The sequence below is a fragment of the Bradyrhizobium sp. 215_C5_N1_1 genome, assembly GCF_052075935.1.
GTDB classification, from domain to species: Bacteria; Pseudomonadota; Alphaproteobacteria; order Rhizobiales; family Xanthobacteraceae; genus Bradyrhizobium; species Bradyrhizobium barranii.
In genome coordinates this window covers 2,439,529-2,457,898 of the sequence record NZ_CP197228.1, presented here as the reverse complement: position 1 = coordinate 2,457,898, position 18,370 = coordinate 2,439,529, and the positions used below count along the sequence as shown (strand labels likewise).

Sequence of the window (18,370 nt, the reverse complement as noted above, 5' to 3'; positions counted from 1 at the left end):
CGTCAACCAACAAGGGTTGGAGTACCGTGGGCGACCAGCGGACCACCGGCAGCAAGCGCCATGCCGGCCTGCGCCGTCATGGCGATCGTCGGCGCGTTGATGACGATGCCCGCCGGGGTCAGGATGATCTGACTAGGACCCACCTGTAGGGTGATGTTCGCATTGGCCATGAGCGTGATGCTGAGGCCTGCATTGACAGACTGGTCCATGGCCAAAGTGATGTGCTGACCACCCAACTGGATATCGAGCTTATCATTGCCGTTCTTGAGCGTGGTGTTGCGCGTGTCGCCGCCAAATGCAGCTTCGCCGATGGTACGTGTCTCGGTGTCGCGGACCGTTACGTCGTGGTCCTTCTCGGCATGCACCGTGATCTTCTCGGATCCCTTCTTGTCCTCGAAGCTCCACTCGTTGAAGCCGCCGCCACCTTTGGTGGAGTCCGACTTCAATCCCCCGATCGTCTTCTTCGACGGCAGATCGTAGGGCAGCTTGTATTCGTCGTTGTACACGGTGCCGATCACCAGGGGCCGGTCCGGATCCCCCTCCAGGAATTCGATAACGACTTCCTGTCCGACGCGCGGGATGATCTGACCGCCCCAGCGCTTGCCAGACCAAACCTGAGCCACGCGCAACCGGCACGACCGCTTCTTCTTCCGATCCCAGAAAAAGCGGACATAGATTTCGCCCAGGGACTCGACGTCGATTTCCTCGCTCGAATTATCGTCTTTGGTCACCACCTTGGCCGTCTGGATGCCGTTGATTCTTGGCTTCGGCGTCATCATCAGCGCTCGAAACGGCCGATCGCTAGGCAAGAACTCGTAGCTGCCGAAATAGACGTGTTGCCCTGCGTCGCTCGGACCGCCGGTGCGATAGGATTCGATCGAGAACGAGTGCACAGCTCGCACCACGAGGTATTCGACGTTCTGCGAGTCCTTGGAGTGCTTTTCGAGCTTCGTCAGCCCGCCAGGGAACAGGTTGACGGCGTCGCCATTGCCGCGGCGACGCCGATCCATCGCTTGCTCTGCCTGGAGCTGGATCTTCGCGTAGCGCTCCCCGTCGGATTTCTCCTTGAACTTCCCGGGATAGTCGTAAAACTCCATCTCCGACCGAGTGTAATGCTCGGAGCCCTTGGCGTCGCTGATCATCTGAGCGTTGGGCTTCTGATAGTTGTAATCGTTGAGTTCGATCTTGCCGGTACGAAATCGCCGCTCCGATACCCATTCATAGATGTGCTGCTCGCCTCGCCGGTCGGCACCCGCCAGCGGGATGTAGGGAATCGTAGCAAGACCATTGATCGGACTGTGCGACGATTTGGAGTCCGCCAACACCAGCGTGTGCTTGCCGCCCTCATGCTTGAAGAAGTAGTAGATGCCGTGCTGCTCCATCAGCCGGCACACGAAGTTCATGTCGGTCTCGCGGTACTGAACGCAATATTCGAGCTTCGGACAAGAACCCTCTTCGGTGAGTTTGGATTCATAGTCGGTGAAGCCGCGTTCGTTGAAGACCTCTTTGATGATGTCGGGCGCCTTCTTGTCCTGAAAGATCCGGCAATCGGTGGTTCGCGACAACAGCCATAACCAGGGCCTCAGCACGATCCGGTAGCTGAAATAGTCGTTCTTCACCCCGAGCCACTGGGCCTCCGTCAGAATGCCGCTGAACTCGCGCTCCTTTTCATGCAGCTTTATGGTCAGCGTGCACTGCTGGCCGATAGCGCGGTCGAAGTCGAGGTCGGCATCCTCACTGAGACACTCGATGCGATACTCGAACAGTTCGCTGAGACCTTCCGAGCCTTCGAATCCGGCAAAAACCAAAACGTCCTTGCCAAGAGGCGTCTTGAGTTCGCAGAGGCGGGTATCCTGAGTAAGCTGGCCCATGTGGGCTTAAACTCCCTCCTTCGATCGAATGACCCGCTGCAAAAAAGCTGATCAGACGTTATGCAAGAACGACGGAAATCCTGCGTGCCGCCGGCTGTGCCGGCAAGCCCGCCCCAGGGCTGGGCTTCCTGACGTTCCACAACGGCCGCCAAAGATCTACCCCGGGCCATCAAGTAGTCGGCTCCAAGAGCTTGCCGGTTCACGCGAAAATGGCATGATCTTCGGGAATGAACCAAGGTCGGCAGGCATCTGACCCATAGGTATAGATTCCGGATCATGCGCCCCCGCGCGATCCCCTAGTCGCCACGGGCTCGGCAGCGGGGCCGTGATCGAGCAGATGGACGGTCCGCATATGCTTGACGTCGCCTCCCTGACGCAGCCCATTGCCGCTGACGATCCCTGCGGACCGGATCTCGACGCCATCGGAGACGTCCAATATCTGAACTTCTTCGCAGGTGCGGAATCGCTGCTACCGATGTCGTTCTTCGAGGTCGTCAATGCCAACGGAGAGCGTGGACGCTTCGATCCAAAAGCGGTCGATTTTGCCGGCCAGTTTGCCGCCGCGCAGCCCATTCTGGCGCGTACCCGCGATCTGCGTCTGAACCTGCTGCTGGCCAAATTTTCAATCCTCAACCGCGATCTCGACGGCTTTCTCTGCTGCCTGAAGGCGACCAACCTGCTGCTGCGCGAGCAGTGGGAAGCGGTGCATCCGAAGGGCGAGGACGGCGACTACGCACTTCGCGCCGTCACAGTCGAGGCAATCGACGTGTTCCCGACCGTGATCAACCCGCTCCAGTTCCTTCCCCTGATCGAGAACCGCAGACACGGCAACCTCAACTACCGTGCCTATCAGATCGCTCACGGCGAAATTCCCGCCGGCGACGCCGACGCCGACGGGCCTGATCTGGCGGCCATCGAGCGCATCGTCAGCGAGACAGATCTCGACACTCTCAAGGCAGCCAGCGGGCGGTGCTCTGCGGTCGCTGCTGAAATCGCGGCCATCAAGCAGACCTGGCACGAGAAGTTGAACGCGGGGCAACCGATCAGCCTCGACAGGCTCTCTGGCTTGGTTAACGGCATGGCTGCCTGGCTTGCGGGTCTTGTCGCGTCGCGCGATCCGGCCGCGATCGCCGCAACCGCGGAAGATGTCGGTCCTGTCGATGCACAGGCGCCGTCAGACACGACCGGTGTGGTGACTTCATCCGCACAGGCATCTGCAGCGCTTGCAGCAGTGGCAGACTATTTTGCCCGAATGGAACCGTCCAACCCGGCACTGTTGCTGGTGCGTCAAGCGCAGGAGATGGTCGGCAAGTCATTTATTGAAGTCATGCGGATGCTGGTGCCTGCGCACGTGGGGAGCGCTGCGATCAACATCGGACGCGACAAGGTCTTCGACCTGCCGATCGAACGGATGGCGGAACTCGCCACGTCATTCTCATCGACGGCCGAGAACAACACCCAAGACATTGTATTTTCAGTGGAAAGCAGAACGCAAGCCTTGGGCCTGCTGGCGAAGGTGGCGTCGTTTTTCCGAACCGCAGAGCCGTCCAGCCCCATCCCCTTTTTGGCAGATCGCGCGCGCGACCTCGCGCAACGAGACTTTCTCAGCCTTTTGAATGATGTTCTTCCTGAGGGAGCGCTTAAAACAATCGACAGATCGCATTGAACCCAGCTTTCGCTCGAGGGCACTAAATGGACACAAGGATGTTTGCCGACCGCAGCAACTTGAAGTCCCCTAGCCGATCTGCGTCGCGCAAATTCGACGTCTAAAGCGATTTCGTAGTGAGGGAACCATGGCTACAGATAGCGGTCAAAAATTCATTCGTCGAAATCGCGCACCACGCGTGCACATCACATACGAAGATCCTTACGACGCCGAGCGGCTGATCGAACTGCCGTTCGTCATGGGCGTCCTCTCCGACCTTTCCGGCAATAACCCCGGCGTCGAGAAGACGAAGGTCGAGGAGCGCAAATTCCTCGAGTTCGATATGGACAATTTCGACAGCCGCATGGCGGCAATCCAGCCCGGCGTGACGGCGCGCGTCGCCAATCGTCTCAGCGACGGATCAGACGAAAAACTTTCGGTCAATCTGCGCTTCAACAAGATGGCCGACTTCACTCCCGTGGCCGTCGCCCGCCAGGTGCCGGCTACAGCCAAGCTGCTCGAGGCGCGCGAACAACTTGCCAACCTGCTGCGCTACATGGATGGCAAGGTAGCCGCCGAGGATCAGCTGAAAAAACTTCTGGCCGATCCTCAACTGATGGCAGCGCTTCGGGAACGCGCGATCAGCCAGTCGACCGAACCTGGCACCGAGAGCTAAGGAAGGAACGGGGACCATGGCAAAAGAAGCTGTTCACAAAGAGAGCACCACCCAGGTCAAGACCGTCGAAGCTGACGAGTTTGCCACTCTGCTGAAGCAAAGCTTCAAACCGCGCACCGAACGCGCAGCGACCGAGGTCGACAACGCGGTATCCACGCTCGTTCAAGAGGCATTGAAAGACTCGAGCGTCATCAAGTCGGACGTGCTCGACACGATCGAGGAGATGATCGCGCGGATCGACCAGAAGCTGACCGCGCAGATGAACGAGATCATTCACGCACCCGAATTCCAGGCGATCGAAAGTACTTGGCGGGGCCTCCACTACCTCGTCTTCAACTCGGAGACCGACGCCAACCTCAAGATCCGGGTCATGAACGTCTCGAAGACCGAGCTGTATCGTAATCTGCGGCTTTACCCCGATGCGCGCTGGGACCAGAGCCCATTGTTCAAGCAGATCTACGAATACGAGTTCGGCCAGTTGGGCGGCGAGCCGTTCGGCTGCCTTATCGGCGACTACTATTTCAGCCACCTCCCCACCGACGTGCAGTTGCTGCGCGATCTCAGCAAGATCGCCGGCGCCGCACACGCCCCCTTCTTCAGCGGCGCCGAGCCGACGCTGATGGGAATGGACTCGTGGACCGAATTGTCCAACCCTCGCGATATCGGCAAGGTGTTCGACACGCCGGAATATGCCGCATGGAAGGGACTGCGCGACCAGGACGACTCGCGTTATCTCGGCCTGTGCATGCCGCGCGCGCTGGGTCGCCTCCCCTACGGCGCGAAATCGGAGCCTGTGGAAGAGTTCGCCTTCGAGGAGGAGACAGACGGGCACACCGGCGACAAATACGGCTGGATCAACGCGGCCTATGCGATGGCGGTCAACATCAACCGCGCCTTCAAGGAGTTCGGCTGGTGCACGCGCATCCGCGGTGTGCAATCCGGCGGAGAGGTCATCAATCTGCCGACGCACACATTCCCGACCGACGACGGTGGCGTCGATCTGAAATGCCCGACCGAGATCGCCATCAGCGATCGCCGCGAGCACGAACTTGCAAAGGCGGGTCTCATCCCGCTGATCCATCGCAAGAACACCGACAAGGCCGCCTTCATCGGCGCCCAGTCGCTTTACAAGCCGAAGAAGTATTTCGGCGAGAAGGGCGTGGATGCAACCGCGTCCGACAACCTGTCGTCACGTCTGCCCTACATGTTCGCAGTGTCTCGCTTTGCGCACTATCTGAAGTGCATGGTTCGCGACAAGATCGGATCCATGAAGGAGAAGGATGAGCTGACGGTCTGGCTGCAAACCTGGATCAACGAGTACGTTGATGCCAACCCAGCCCTATCGTCAGAAGCTCAGAAAGCGCGCAAGCCGCTGGCCGCTGCGAAGGTAGAGGTCATAGCAAACGAGGAGAACCCGGGATATTACAACGCGCGCTTCTTTCTTCGTCCGCACTTTCAATTGGAAGCGATGGATGTCGGCCTCAGTCTGGTTTCACGCCTGCCAGGTCCCAGCTCCTGACGCTGCAGCATCGCAACCGTACACACAGAAATTTGAGAGGACCATGCTATGGCTGTCGACATCTTCCTGAAACTCGATCCGATCAAGGGCGAGTCGCTGGACGACAAGCACAAAGACGAAATCGATATTTTGAGTTGGTCGTTTGGCGAGAGCCAGACCGGTACCTTCCACAGCGGATCGGGCGGCGGCGCCGGCAAGGTCAGCGTGCAGGATCTTCACTTCACGCACTTCGTTGACAAGGCCACGCCGGAACTTTTCAAGGTCTGCGCAAACGGCAAGCATATCGACAGCGCGATCCTGACGGTCCGCAAGGCCGGCGAAAACCCGCTGGAATATCTCAAGATCGAGATGAAGCAGGTTCTCGTGACGAGCGTATCGACAGGCGGATCGCACGGCGAAGATCGCCTTACCGAAAACGTGAGTCTGAACTTCGCGAAGGTCAAGATGATCTACAAGACCCAGACGGAGAAGGGTGGCGCCGGAGCTTCGCCGACGTTTGGCTGGGATGTTCCTGCCAACAAGGAATGGGCCTGATTGTCGGCCCCTCGCCTGGCGCCGGTTGCGATTGGCGAACCGGCGCCAAGCGGTGCGATTTTGATCGCACCTCTCGTCCGGCCCGGTTGCGGGCCCGAAAGCCTGCTGGGCGACGCCAAGTCGGACACCAACGCGCGCCCCCCGGGATTGCATGCGAGTTGGGCGTCATGGGGACCGTGAATGACCATTGCACGAAAGAAGGATCGGCTCTCTCCCCCACTGATGCTGGCATTTCGCTCAGCCCATGAAGCGCGCGACGCACGCAAGAAGCTCAATCTACGCGATGAGTCTGGCGAGCGGGTCATTGCAGGGCGGCGGAGCGCGGGCCGATTTCCAATCTCGGAAACGTTGCTCCGGCGCGAGGTCTCCCATGACCTCGAAACGCTCCTCAATACCATTGCCCTGGAATCGACCCTGGATCTGAACGGCCACGATTGCGTCCGAACCTCAATCCTGAACTTTGGCTTCCCTGATATTGCCCACCGTTCGATCGACGAGGTCGCCGACGACGAGCTCACCGACGCGTTGCGCGAGACGCTCACGACTTATGAACCGAGGCTCGATCGCAACACCATCCGGGTCCGACGCGACGGCTCGGTCGGCCCCGAGCAACTCAAGCTGCGCTTCATCGTTCACGCCGACCTGAAGGCCGAGCCGCTCAACGTCCCCGTGGAGTTCGTCGCCGACGTCGACCTCGACAGCGGCGATATCCAGATCAACCGACTTTAGCATGAACCGCGAATTCCTGGATTTTTACAATCGTGAACTGTCACTGCTCTACGAGCAGGCCGGGGATTTCGCCGAAGAGTATCCCGGCATCGCAGAACGCCTCGGTGGGCTGATCCGGGATCGCTCTGATCCCATGATCACGGGATTGCTGGAAGGTGCCGCATTTCTCGCCGCTCGCGTTCAGCTCAAGCTCAAGCACGAATTCCCGGAATTCACTGCAAACCTGCTCGAGCAACTGGTTCCGAATTACCTTGCCCCGACTCCGTCGGCCATGCTGGTCACGGCACGCCCCCCCTATGCCGACCCAGCGCTACGCGATGGCAAGAAGATCGCGCGCGGCGCCTATTTCGACGCCACCTATCGCGAGAGAGAACGAAGTCTCTCCTGCCGATTTCGACTTTGCCGCGATATCGCTCTTTGGCCATTCGACGTCACCGGCGCCGAATACTTCTCGACGGCAGGCGCGCTGCAGGCGCTCGGGATTCCCGTCGGCGGCGACGTCATCGCCGGGCTCAGGCTGTCGTTGACCCACCGTACCGCGGCCCGGCTCGATGAGGAGCTGCCGGACGCGGAGGCCAGGGCCAAGCCGGAAACCTGGTTTGCAGGCTGCCGCACGAGCGAACTTCCGATCTACCTTTCAGGCGCGGAATCCGACGCCATTGCGCTTTACGAGCAATTGATCTCGAACTGCAAGGGCGTCTACTTCCGGCATCTCGATGATTTCGGCGATCCGGTGGTGACTCGTGCGCCCCATGACTGCGTGCAGCAGATTGGTTTCGACGAGGACGAGTCGCTGTTTCCCAACGACAACCGGGTCTTTCGCGGCTCGGAGCTGCTGCGGGAATATTTCATGTTTCCACGCAAGTTCCTCGGCTTCAACCTGACGGGACTTCGCAGCGTGATGCCACGGCTGCGCAGCAAATCGATCGATATCGTCTTCGCTTTCGATGAACACAATTCACGGCTTGCCGCCGCGGTGCGGCCCGATACCTTCAGGCTCTATAGCGCGCCGGCAATCAACCTGTTCGAGAAGACGAGCGATCGCATCCCCGTCAAGTCGAATACGCACGAGTACCATGTGGTGCCCGATCGCAGCCGCTATCTGGAATACGAACCGCACCAGGTACTCGAAGTCTACGCGCACTTTCCGGCCGACAAGGACAAGCGGCCGGTGCGCCCGCTGTATTCGGCCGCCGTCGACCGGACCAGCGGATCGGTCGAGGGGCTTTATTTCACCGTTCGACGGTTGCCCCGGCGCCGCACAGTGGGAGAAAAGACGTACGGCGCATCATCGGACTACACCGGGACGGACATGTTCCTGTCTCTGCTGGAGCCCGGTGAACTTAGCGGCGAAGGTGCGGTCGCCGAACTCAGCGTCCGGGCGCTGTGCTCCAACCGGCATCTCACCGAACACTTGCCGGTCGGCCAGGGCGGCGCCGACTTCCGCCTGTTGGACGATACTTCCCTTGATCTGATGTGCGTCGCCGGTCCCACCCGACCACGCGAACCGATCGTGGCCCAATTGCGCAGCCGCAGCGAGATCGCGAACAGCGGAATCGTCAGCTGGCGGCTGATCAACATGCTGAGCCTGAACTATCTTGGCCTCGTCGAGCGCGGTGGCGGCAAGAACGCCGGAGCCCTGCGCGAAATGCTGTCCTTGTTCGCCGATCAGTTCGACGACGCCACGGAACGCAAGATCCGCGGCGTGCGCAGCATAGAAAGCCGGCCGGTCGTACGGCGGGTGCGCGAGCGCACCGGCAGCGGCGCAGCGCGCGGCCTGGAGATTACCATCACGCTCGACGAGAAGGCATTCGAGGGCAGCGGCGTGTTCTTGCTCGGAGCCGTGCTGGAGCGCTTCTTCGCCGACTATTCGGGCTTCAATACCTTCACACAGACGGTCGTCTCGACGCCGGAGCGCGGCGAGATCATGCGTTGGCCGCCGCGCATGGGCACGCGGAGACCTCTATGACGCTGATCGACCAGATGAAGGCGGAGCCCTGGCGGTTCGATTTCTTTAATGCGTTGCGCCAGCTCGAGCGCGCCAACTCGGATCGACCGCGGATCGGTGACAGCGCTGCACGCCGCGAGGAGTATATCGACCTCGGCCAAGTGCCTTATCTGGAGTTCCCCGCCTCCAACCTTGCGGCCGTCGACGACGTGGGTGGCCGGCTCAGGATACTCGTCAAATTTCTCGGTCTCCTGGGGCCGCAGGGCGCGCTGCCGCTTGCCACCACCGACGAGAGCCTCAGTTGGTGGCTGATGCGGGATGACGCCTTCCCGCGCTTTCTCGATCTGCTCAACGGACGCTTTCTGCAACTCTTCTTTCGCGCCTGGGCCGATGCGCGGCCGATCGCTCAGCACGACCGTCCGGCGGATGATCGCTTCATCGCCTATGTCGGCTCCTTCGCCGGCCTCGGCTCCGACGTTTTCGCTGATCGAGACACCGTACCGGACATGGCGAAGCTCAGCTTTGCCGGACTGATCTCCCCCAGAGCGAAGTGTGCGTCACGGTTGACGCGGTTCCTGCAGGGGCTGTTCGACGTCAAGGTCGAGATCGACGAATTTGTCGGCACCTGGCTGTCATTCGACCCAAGTCATTGCAGCCGGCTCGGCGGAACCCATGCCAGGCTCGGCCGGGACGCTCTTCTGGGCTCACGCGTGTTCAGCGTCGAGGACAAGATCAGGGTGCGGGTCTTTGTCAAGAATTTTACCCAGTACGAACAGTTCTTGCCGACCGAAGCGCGCAACTTGTCGGAGCCTCTGGCGGACGCCGTGTTCTTCTATATCGGCGACGAATTGGAATGGGAGGTGGAGCTCGCCATTCCAGCGGGAGAGGTCGTCCCGGTCAGGCTCGGACAGAGCGGACGACTTGGATGGACCACCTGGGTCTCGCCGAACTGGACTTCCACGGAAGAATATCGCCGCGATGCCCGCTTTCAGCTCAGCGAGCGCTTGAGCGCCCGTCGGGCCGCCGCAGCCGATGCCTCGGCGATTTGAACCTATCCGTAGCGCCGATTGCCTAAAGCTATGGGATTCGATGAAATTTCCGCTTGATGCCAGGCATCCGCGGATGGATTAAGCAGGAGGATCCGCCGTGACCGACATCAGCATTGAGGCTGTAACGGGCAAGCTGAACCGGGCCGGCTATGATGCCTTCATACAGGCCCTGCGCCACGCAAAGAGCGCCGGCAATCGCAACGTCGAGCTAGCGCACTGGCTGTTTCATATCCTGCAGCAGGAACGCAACGATCTCAGCCTCTCGGTCGATCATTACAAGCTCGACCGGGCACGCTTGTTGTCGGACCTTGCCGGCGTGATCAATGGCTTTCGTAAGAACGAAACCGACATGCCGGGCGTCGCCAATCCGGTCATCGATCTGCTCGATCGGGGCTGGCATTATGCCACGCTCTTCTTTGGCGAGACCCAGATCCGCACCGGTCATCTGCTCGTGGCGGGCCTGAAATCGAATGATATTCGTCGCACGCTGAACAACCTCTCGCAGGAATTCGCCAAGGTCAACGTCGACGCACTCGCCGCGGAGCGCCGCAATGTCTGGGCCGGCTCCGACGAGGAAACCATGCGGCCGATGGACGGTTCGGGCCTGGTCGGCGCAGGCACGGAAGGCGCGGCCCAAGCGGGTCCCAAGGGGACGACGCCGCTCGACCGGTTCTCCCAGGATCTCACCGCCAAGGCCAAATCAGGTGAGATGGATCCGATCCTTGGCCGGGACGAAGAAATCCGCCAACTGATCGACGTGCTGATGCGACGGCGGCAGAACAATCCAATTCTTACCGGCGAGGCTGGCGTCGGCAAGACCGCAGTTGTCGAGGGATTCGCCCAGCGAATCGCCGCCGGCGACGTGCCGCCACCGCTCCGCGGTGTAAGGCTTTGTGCGCTCGACATCGGCCTGATGCAGGCCGGTGCTTCCATGAAGGGTGAGTTTGAGCAGCGCTTGCGCTCGGTGATCGACGAGGTCCAGAGCTCACCCACCCCGATCATACTGTTCATCGATGAAGCCCATACATTGATCGGCGCCGGCGGCGCGGCCGGCACCGGTGATGCGGCCAATCTCCTGAAACCTCCTCTCGCCCGTGGCACGCTGCGCACGATCGCCGCCACCACATGGGCAGAATATCGCCAGTATATCGAGAAAGACCCCGCGCTCACGCGACGCTTCCAGCCGATCCAGATCGATGAACCGGAAGTGGAGACCTGCTGCATCATGCTGCGCGGACTTCTCGGTCCGATGGAAAAGCACCACGGCGTTCGCATCTCCGATGCTGCGATCGTCGCAGCGGTCAACCTGTCCCACCGCTACATTCCTTCACGGCAGTTGCCGGACAAGGCGGTCAGCCTGCTTGATACCGCCTCGGCGCGCGTGGCCATCAGCCAGAGCGCGACGCCAGCCCTGATCGAGGATGCACGCGTTGCGATTACCGCTCGTGAAGCCGAGAAATCGGCACTCGTCAGCGACAGCGATCTTGGGCTTAAGGACAGCGACCGCATCACGGCGATCGACAACGACATTGCGGCACTGAAGGACAAGCTGACGAACCTTGAAGCCGATTGGGCCGCAGAGCAGGAACTCGTCAAGGACATCCGGAGCATCCGGGAGATTCTGTCCCAGCCCAAAGAAGGCGAAGATCCGGCTGCCAGGCGCGCGGAGTTGCGCGGCAAGTTCGACACACTTGAGAGCATCCATCCGGAGAAGCGGATGGTCTATGCCCATGTAGACCAGCAATCGGTGGCGTCCGTTGTCTCTGACTGGACCGGCATCCCGGTCGGCCGGATGATGCGCGACGAGATCGAAACCGTGCTGAAGCTACCGGAGATCCTCAACCGCCGCGTCGTCGGCCAGTCTCATGGGCTGACGATGATCGCCAAGCGAATCGAGACCAGCCGCGCCAAGCTTGACAACCCTTCCAAGCCGATCGGCGTGTTCATGCTGGCTGGTCCATCCGGCGTGGGCAAGACTGAAACCGCCCTGGCGCTTGCCGAGACCCTTTACGGCGGTGAGCAGAACATGATCACGATCAACATGTCGGAGTTCCAGGAAGCGCACACCGTCTCGACCTTGAAGGGTGCACCTCCCGGCTATGTCGGCTATGGCGAAGGTGGACGCCTCACCGAGGCTGTCCGGCGCAAGCCCTACAGTGTCATCCTGCTCGACGAGGTGGAGAAAGCTCATCCCGACGTCCACGAGATCTTCTTCCAGGTGTTTGACAAGGGAACCATGGAGGACGGCAACGGGCGGCGGATCGACTTCAAGAACACCTTGATCATCCTTACCACCAACGTCGGCACCGATCTGATCATGGGCCTCTCGCGCGATCCAAAGTATCGCAACGAGCCGGAAGAGCTCGCCAAGATGCTGAGGCCGGAACTGCTGAAGGTGTTTCCCGCAGCGCTGCTCGGACGCATCGTCTCGATACCGTACTTCCCGCTATCCGACGAGATGCTCGCCGGGATCGTTCGGTTACAGCTCGACCGGATCGGACGACGCCTCCGCGACAATCATAACGCGTCCTTCGACTACGATGACGCGGTCGTGGAGCACATTGTGTCACGTTGCAACGACCCGGATTCCGGCGGGCGAATGATTGACAACATCATCACCAACACCCTGCTCCCGGAGCTGTCGCGCGAGTTCCTTAGCAAGTCGCTTGCCAAGGAAGAAATCAAGCAAGCGCGGGTCTCGATCGAGAACGACAAGTTCGCATATTCGTGGAACTGAGGACGATGAACATTCAAACCGAGCATCGCCACCCGAACGCCGGTCCCACGCCATACGACGAGGTCTACTACCCCGGCCACGTCTACGGGCTCACTCATCCGAACCATCTTGCTACCATTGCTGCCGTTTACGGCATACAGTCAGCGCCGGTCGAGCGTTGCCGGGTGCTGGAGCTTGGCTGCGGCGTTGGCGGCAACCTGTTGCCGATGGCCTTTCAATATCCAATCAGCGAATTCGTCGGTGTCGACCTGAGCGGCGTGACGATCGAGCGCGGCCAGCGAAACATCGCCACATTGGGCCTGAGCAACATCAAGCTTCTCCATTGCGACATCATGAATGTCGACGCAGGCTTCGGGGAGTTCGACTACATCATCGCACACGGCGTGTATTCCTGGGTGCCGCCGGCGGTGCGCGAGAAGATGATGATGATCTTCAAGCAGAACCTGGCTCCCCGCGGGGTCTGCTACGTCAGCTACAATGCGCACCCGTTCTCGCATCTTCGCGACATGGTCCGCGACATGATGCGGTATCACACCCGCCGTCTCACCGGCATGAAGGAGAAGGTCGGACAGGCCCGCGCGATCCTGAAGTTCCTGAGCGACGGCTCGAAGGCCAACTCGGTGCACGGCGCAGTTATGCGCGACCAGTACAACCGCGTCCTCAAGTCCCCCGACGAGCTTCTGTTTCACGACGATCTCGATGATGGTGCCGAGGCGTTCTTGCTGCATGAGGTCGCCGAGGACGCAAGCCGCCATGGCCTGCAATATCTGGGCGATGCTGATTTTTCACGACGCTATCTTGCCGGCTATTCCGAGGAGGTTCGCGCGACGCTGCAGCGCTTCCCGGAAAGCGAGTTCATGGCGCGCGATCAATATCAGGACTTCATCGACGGCAACGGCTTTCGGCGCACCTTGCTCTGCCACGACAGCATTTCGCTGTCCCGCCAGGTCGACCTCGATTTCGTCACCCGGTTCCATTTGCTGAGCACGACCAACCCGGTCGACCCCGACGCCTGCGTGACCGACGATTCCGCGATGGAATTCGAGAACCAGGACGGCAGCAGGGTCACGGTAACCAATCCGCTCTTGAAGGCCGCGCATCTATGTCTGGGCCGGGCCTGGCCGCGAGCATTATCATTCGACGAGCTGCTCGATGGGGCCCGCGCGCTGCTGGGCGACCGGCGGGCGGATGATGACCAAAAGGTGTTGACGGAGGCGATGTTCATCCTGGCTTGCAGCGGCGAGGTTTCGTTCCTGCTGTCGCGTCCCTTTTTGTTGAAGGAAGCTACCGAGCATCCGCAGGCGAGCCTGCTCGCGCGAAGACAAGCGCAAACAGGTCCGCTCGTCACCAACCTCCTCCACCAAACGGTGCAGTTGGAGGACGACCGGACCAGGGATTTCCTGCAATTGCTCGACGGAGCGCGGACCATCGACCAGATCACGGCCGAAATGACGGAAAAATTCGGCCCGACCATCCGGATAGACCAGAAGGATAATGCCGGGCAGCCTGCCGAGCCGTTATTGCTGTCAACGCGAGAAAGCGTTCAGCGCTCGCTTGCGATGGTCGGCAAGCTGGGCCTGCTGGTCGCGTGATGCGCTCAAGTGCGTCGGCTCCGTTGGCGATGAACGGCAGGAGTTGGAAGCTCGTGCCATTTCCTGCAGCGGATGCGGCCCGGCACTCTAGCCGTCGTGGGTATATTGCTGGCCGAGGAGCCATCCCGTGAGAATACCGCCGGGTCCGCTGGCATAGACCGGATCAAGGCCAACACCTGCGCGCAGCATCTTCCATTCATGCTCGCCGACCCAGGGAATCCCGGGATCGCCCTTCTGATACTGGGACAGCAGCGTTCGGGCGACCTCTGCGGCATTGGCGTAGATCGGCCCGTTGGCCCAGCGAGGGCGGGGCAGGCCTGTCATGCGGCAATAGAGCGCCGTGCAGACGTAGGCAGACGCCTCTTCGGCATTGGCATCAAGGCCTGTACGCAACAGATCGTATGCCGCATGCAGGCTCTCGTGGACGATATAGGCCTCGTCCATCCGCCCCGCTGCCGACACGACCTCCAGCGTGTTTGCCGCAACCGCCGTGCCGTCCGCCCTGGTTCTCGCGACATCGTTGTATTGTGCAGCAACGCCTGCCGCGAGATCCGTCGGAGGTCTGACGGTGACCTGCCCCAACCGGATCGCGCGGGCGACGTGATGGAACGTTTGCGGCGCAATCGTCACATGGCTGCCGCGGATCGGAAACCGGAAGCGCATGCGTGCGACCGCCGGGCCATGGAGTACGTCCAATACCCTGCTCCGCAGTGACATTTGATCGTCCTCGTTGTTCGCACTACCCCACGGTTGGTGGTCGCCGTTTCCGATCAGCAGGTTCAAACAGTCATTGCACCGGCGCGATAGGAATTCGAATAACCTGGGCCGGGCGGCAGCTTGGTCGAACGAGCCGGCATTGAACCCGAACCCGTCCGGGCGAGACCAATTTGGGGCGAGGATTGCCTCGGAGTGCGCCCCATGACGACGACCGATCCGACGACGACCGACACTTACCGGAAGATCGCGGCACGACTGACCATGCTGCGGCCGCAGATCGATTTGAAGAATTATTTTGCCGGCCCCAACCCGGATGTGCGCCTTTATGACGAGAAGCCCTACATCCGGCACCAGCTCGAGAAGTATGGTGTCGCTGCCGCGACGACCACGCTCGACGGCGTCACCTTCCTGCCCAAGGACTGGGAAGAGCTGATCAAGAAGCTGCGCATTGCCAAGACGACGGACGGATTCGACGCCTTCGCCGAAGGGCAAAGCCCGGAGAAAGCGTCGCATTGGGCCCTCGATCTGTCGATGGCGGCAACGATCGGCAAGGGGTTCCGGGAGATCTGGCGCCCAAAGCTGTCGGACAGGCCGCTCTCAACGCGGGATCTCCCGGGCCGCCATGGCTTCGGGCTCGGGCGCGACCGCGGACAATGGAGCGACGCCTACAGCTCGCAATTCGGCAAGGACCCGCAGCCCCAGGACATCACCTCGTTGCATTTCGCCGTAGCACCTGATCGGGTGAACGTGCACATCGACGAAACAGGCTTCGTATTCGAAGGCGTGGACGGCGCCCTTACGGTCGGACCGAACTTCGTGCATCACGCCGGCAATGAGCTGTTCTGGAAGAGCAACAAGCATATACCGCAATGGGCCGCGGAGCACATCGATCTGATCCTGCCGAACAGCGCGAACGACTTTTCGCGCGTGGGCATTTCGGTCGACATGTACCAGCGCAAAGACTTGCGCGTTACGGTCACGGGCTCCTGCGGACTTTTCGGCGGTTTCGAGTGCTCCGGAACCGTGAGCATCAGCGGCACGCATGATCTGCTCGGCTCGAAGCCAAAAGGCCGGCGCTAAAGCGGATATCGCTCGTTCGACATTGCTTCGTGTCTACGCCTCCAATCTACGAATGAGGCTCTTCGATTTGCCACTGCCAGTTGGTGGCCCGAATGAATGGAACCATCGAACCGCCTCGAGGTAGCGGCGACCAATAAGTATTGGTGGCGAGAACGCGTAGTTCCGCAGGAATCGGCGGGGGAGGTCTTACATTGCCGAACCAGGAAAGGCCGTTGAAGCCCGTCGTCGAAAGCTATGTACCGCCCGCGGGAATCCGGCATGCGGTGACGGCAGGCGAGACCTGGATATCCCTTGCCAAGCGGATCGGCATCGCCCCCTGGGACCTCATCGAGTTCAATTTTCCGGGCGTCAAGCTCGTCAAGCAGCGCGATTTCCAACAAGCCACACGCCAGGTGAACTGGTACCTGGCCGAGTATGTCGGCTGCCGCGCGATGTCGCCCGATCGCCAAAATTTTGCGTTTTCCTCCGGTACGACGGGCGGGAGAGGTGGATGGCGAGGGGGATTCATCTATCTGCCGCCAGGTACGCCGCCTCCCCCGCCGATTGCGCCCACTCCACCGGTTGCGCCCACCCCAGCGGCTCCGACCCCGCCGGAATGTGAAGGAAGCCGACCCAACTTCGCGCGCGTGCTGGACGTGAGCGAACGGGATTTCGCGCGCAACGTTTTTGGCCCGACGCTGCCGCCGTGGGAGACAATTGCGATTACCAATGGCCTGGGAGCAGGCGGAAGACCGTGGACGAACGATGGACCGTTCTTCAGGGGAGGCAATCCCATGGTGCCGAGCATGCGGTATGCCATCAATCTTGGCAGTGTCGCGTTCAGTAACCTGGCATCGCCTAGCCCCACCTTCGGTCTCTTGTGCGACGACTTCGGTCGCATTTGCGACCTCTTCGTGCACGAAATGACCCATGTGTGGCAGGCGTTCAACGATTCAAACTGGACGATGGCGCGCTCGTTCTGGGCGCAGACAATCGGTTCCGGCTACGAGTACACGCCGGGCGATTCCTGGGACTCATACAACGTCGAGCAACAGGCACACATCGTTGAAGATTGGCACAAATACAAAATCAGTTCTCCGATGCTTGCCGAGGAGCGCTATCCGTACGTCCGGCTCGTGATCCGCTCTGGACGCCTCACTTTTCCTCGCGGGCTGGATCTTGTGGCATTGAAAAAGGACCTTCAAGATCTGCGCGCAAGGCACCTGGACTAGAACCCGCTGCAGGGGAGTGGTCGGGAGTCTACTTAACTGAAGCACCGACACGCCGAGCATTCGACGCGGTGCGGTCGCGCATTCTTCCTCTCAAAAGTATTTTTCCGACTTGCGTGCTGGTCAGCTTCGCAGCGCAAGCACACGGAGAAGAATTGCGCGGCCGCCATGCGACAGGCGATCGTGAAACAGTTCGGAGAGCCGGTCTCCACGCTTCCGCACCGAAAACCTCTTCCGGAGCTCATGGGCGCGAGACAGCGAGCAATAGAGAAAATCACGACGTAGCCGGCGCAGGCGGCTGCCATAGCCTCTAACATCGGCGCTCGCGTAGGCCTCCATCAGGGTGCGCATCAAATAGTCATCGCTCGGATCAACATAAGTTTCGTGGGAAACGCTCGATGAACGCATCGACACGGGTTCATCGCTCGACAGAAATAGGTTCCTGCGGGTCAGCCCATCCGATACGCCCGTCGCTTCTTTTGTGAAATCTCCATAGTTCACAAAAGGCAGCGCTGCGAGTTGCCGGCGCAGATTTTCGAGCGTCGCCGACGGGATCCGGACGCCGTTGCCCGCGCTGGTGTCGAGCTTATTGGCGCGCACCGTGGCGTAGAGGTCGCCCCAGAATTTGTCCCAGGGGGCGGTGCCGTTGCGGTTAGACGACGGATTCTTGCGAACGCTATATGTGGTTTGAGTGAGGTAGGCCGCCAGTTCGCCCATGTGGCGCGTAACAGCGCCGTCAGGATCATAGACGTCGATCATGGCGTGGACGCACTCATGCAGGAGCAGCGCCCGATCGCTATCATTTGCGGGCGGCGACTTCTTCTGCGTCAACAGAACATCCGTAACCTGATCGTAGAAGGCGAGATCCTGAGTGCCGCCCTTCACCAATATATTGCCGGCGCGAATGTGATCGCGAACTGTCGTCAAGTATTCGCCCTTGATATGGATCTTGTCGACGTAGAACTCGATACCAAGCGCGACCGAGTCACTGAGTGTGTCCAGGACGTCGCCTTCGGTCAGTGGCATGACCTACCTCCCTTGCGTGGTCGAGCAATAGTGGTCCGG

14 protein-coding genes are annotated in these 18,370 nt (G+C 60.5%); 11 read left to right on the top strand and 3 right to left on the bottom strand.

Going from position 1 to position 18,370, the window contains the following annotated elements; translation table 11 throughout:
* Positions 1 to 2 precede the first annotated feature (2 nt).
* Entirely contained in the window at positions 3 to 1,871 is a 1,869-nt protein-coding gene (locus AB7G19_RS11430) for a type VI secretion system Vgr family protein (protein WP_063981817.1), read from the bottom strand.
* A 352-nt stretch (positions 1,872 to 2,223) separates the two neighbouring features.
* On the opposite strand from AB7G19_RS11430, the gene AB7G19_RS11425 reads away from it, so the two are divergent.
* From AB7G19_RS11425 to AB7G19_RS11385, 9 genes are all read left to right on the top strand, one after another.
* Entirely contained in the window at positions 2,224 to 3,537 is a 1,314-nt protein-coding gene (locus AB7G19_RS11425) for an ImpA family type VI secretion system protein (RefSeq protein ID WP_085402486.1), read from the top strand.
* A gap of 127 nt (positions 3,538 to 3,664) precedes the next feature.
* Positions 3,665 to 4,192, top strand: coding sequence for a type VI secretion system contractile sheath small subunit (gene tssB, locus AB7G19_RS11420; RefSeq protein WP_028156839.1), 528 nt, complete (start codon positions 3,665 to 3,667; stop codon positions 4,190 to 4,192).
* Between the two features lie 16 nt (positions 4,193 to 4,208).
* A complete protein-coding gene (gene tssC / locus AB7G19_RS11415) occupies positions 4,209 to 5,711 on the top strand; it encodes a type VI secretion system contractile sheath large subunit (protein ID WP_071911365.1) in 1,503 nt (500 codons plus the stop codon).
* Between the two features lie 48 nt (positions 5,712 to 5,759).
* On the top strand, positions 5,760 to 6,245 hold the full coding sequence (locus AB7G19_RS11410; RefSeq protein WP_014493489.1) for an Hcp family type VI secretion system effector: 486 nt from the start codon (positions 5,760 to 5,762) through the stop codon (positions 6,243 to 6,245).
* 180 nt (positions 6,246 to 6,425) lie between these two features.
* Entirely contained in the window at positions 6,426 to 6,974 is a 549-nt protein-coding gene (gene tssE, locus AB7G19_RS11405; protein ID WP_094184183.1) for a type VI secretion system baseplate subunit TssE, read from the top strand.
* A 1-nt stretch (position 6,975) separates the two neighbouring features.
* On the top strand, positions 6,976 to 8,943 hold the full coding sequence (gene tssF, locus AB7G19_RS11400) for a type VI secretion system baseplate subunit TssF (protein WP_085402421.1): 1,968 nt from the start codon (positions 6,976 to 6,978) through the stop codon (positions 8,941 to 8,943).
* The gene (gene tssG / locus AB7G19_RS11395) at positions 8,907 to 9,971 is read left to right on the top strand and encodes a type VI secretion system baseplate subunit TssG (RefSeq protein WP_063981814.1); all 1,065 of its coding nucleotides are present in this window, start codon (positions 8,907 to 8,909) and stop codon (positions 9,969 to 9,971) included. Before tssF ends, tssG begins: the two co-directional genes overlap by 37 nt.
* 97 nt (positions 9,972 to 10,068) lie before the next feature.
* A complete protein-coding gene (tssH, locus tag AB7G19_RS11390; protein WP_063981813.1) occupies positions 10,069 to 12,708 on the top strand; it encodes a type VI secretion system ATPase TssH in 2,640 nt (879 codons plus the stop codon).
* 5 nt (positions 12,709 to 12,713) lie between these two features.
* Complete coding sequence (locus tag AB7G19_RS11385; protein ID WP_063981812.1) at positions 12,714 to 14,300, top strand: methyltransferase regulatory domain-containing protein; 1,587 nt, start codon at positions 12,714 to 12,716, stop codon at positions 14,298 to 14,300.
* A gap of 87 nt (positions 14,301 to 14,387) precedes the next feature.
* On the opposite strand, the gene AB7G19_RS11380 is transcribed toward AB7G19_RS11385, so the two are convergent.
* Positions 14,388 to 14,996, bottom strand: a complete 609-nt coding sequence (locus AB7G19_RS11380; protein WP_231142835.1) for a hypothetical protein — start codon at positions 14,994 to 14,996, stop codon at positions 14,388 to 14,390.
* Between the two features lie 222 nt (positions 14,997 to 15,218).
* Here AB7G19_RS11380 and AB7G19_RS11375 point away from each other — a divergent pair, with 222 nt between their 5' ends.
* Entirely contained in the window at positions 15,219 to 16,097 is an 879-nt protein-coding gene (locus AB7G19_RS11375; protein WP_063981811.1) for a hypothetical protein, read from the top strand.
* 212 nt (positions 16,098 to 16,309) lie between these two features.
* Entirely contained in the window at positions 16,310 to 17,308 is a 999-nt protein-coding gene (locus AB7G19_RS11370; RefSeq protein WP_245328577.1) for a hypothetical protein, read from the top strand.
* A 120-nt stretch (positions 17,309 to 17,428) separates the two neighbouring features.
* Here the strand turns inward: AB7G19_RS11370 and AB7G19_RS11365 are convergent, their stop codons facing one another.
* The gene (locus AB7G19_RS11365) at positions 17,429 to 18,331 is read right to left on the bottom strand and encodes a hypothetical protein (RefSeq protein WP_085402418.1); all 903 of its coding nucleotides are present in this window, start codon (positions 18,329 to 18,331) and stop codon (positions 17,429 to 17,431) included.
* Positions 18,332 to 18,370 lie beyond the last annotated feature (39 nt).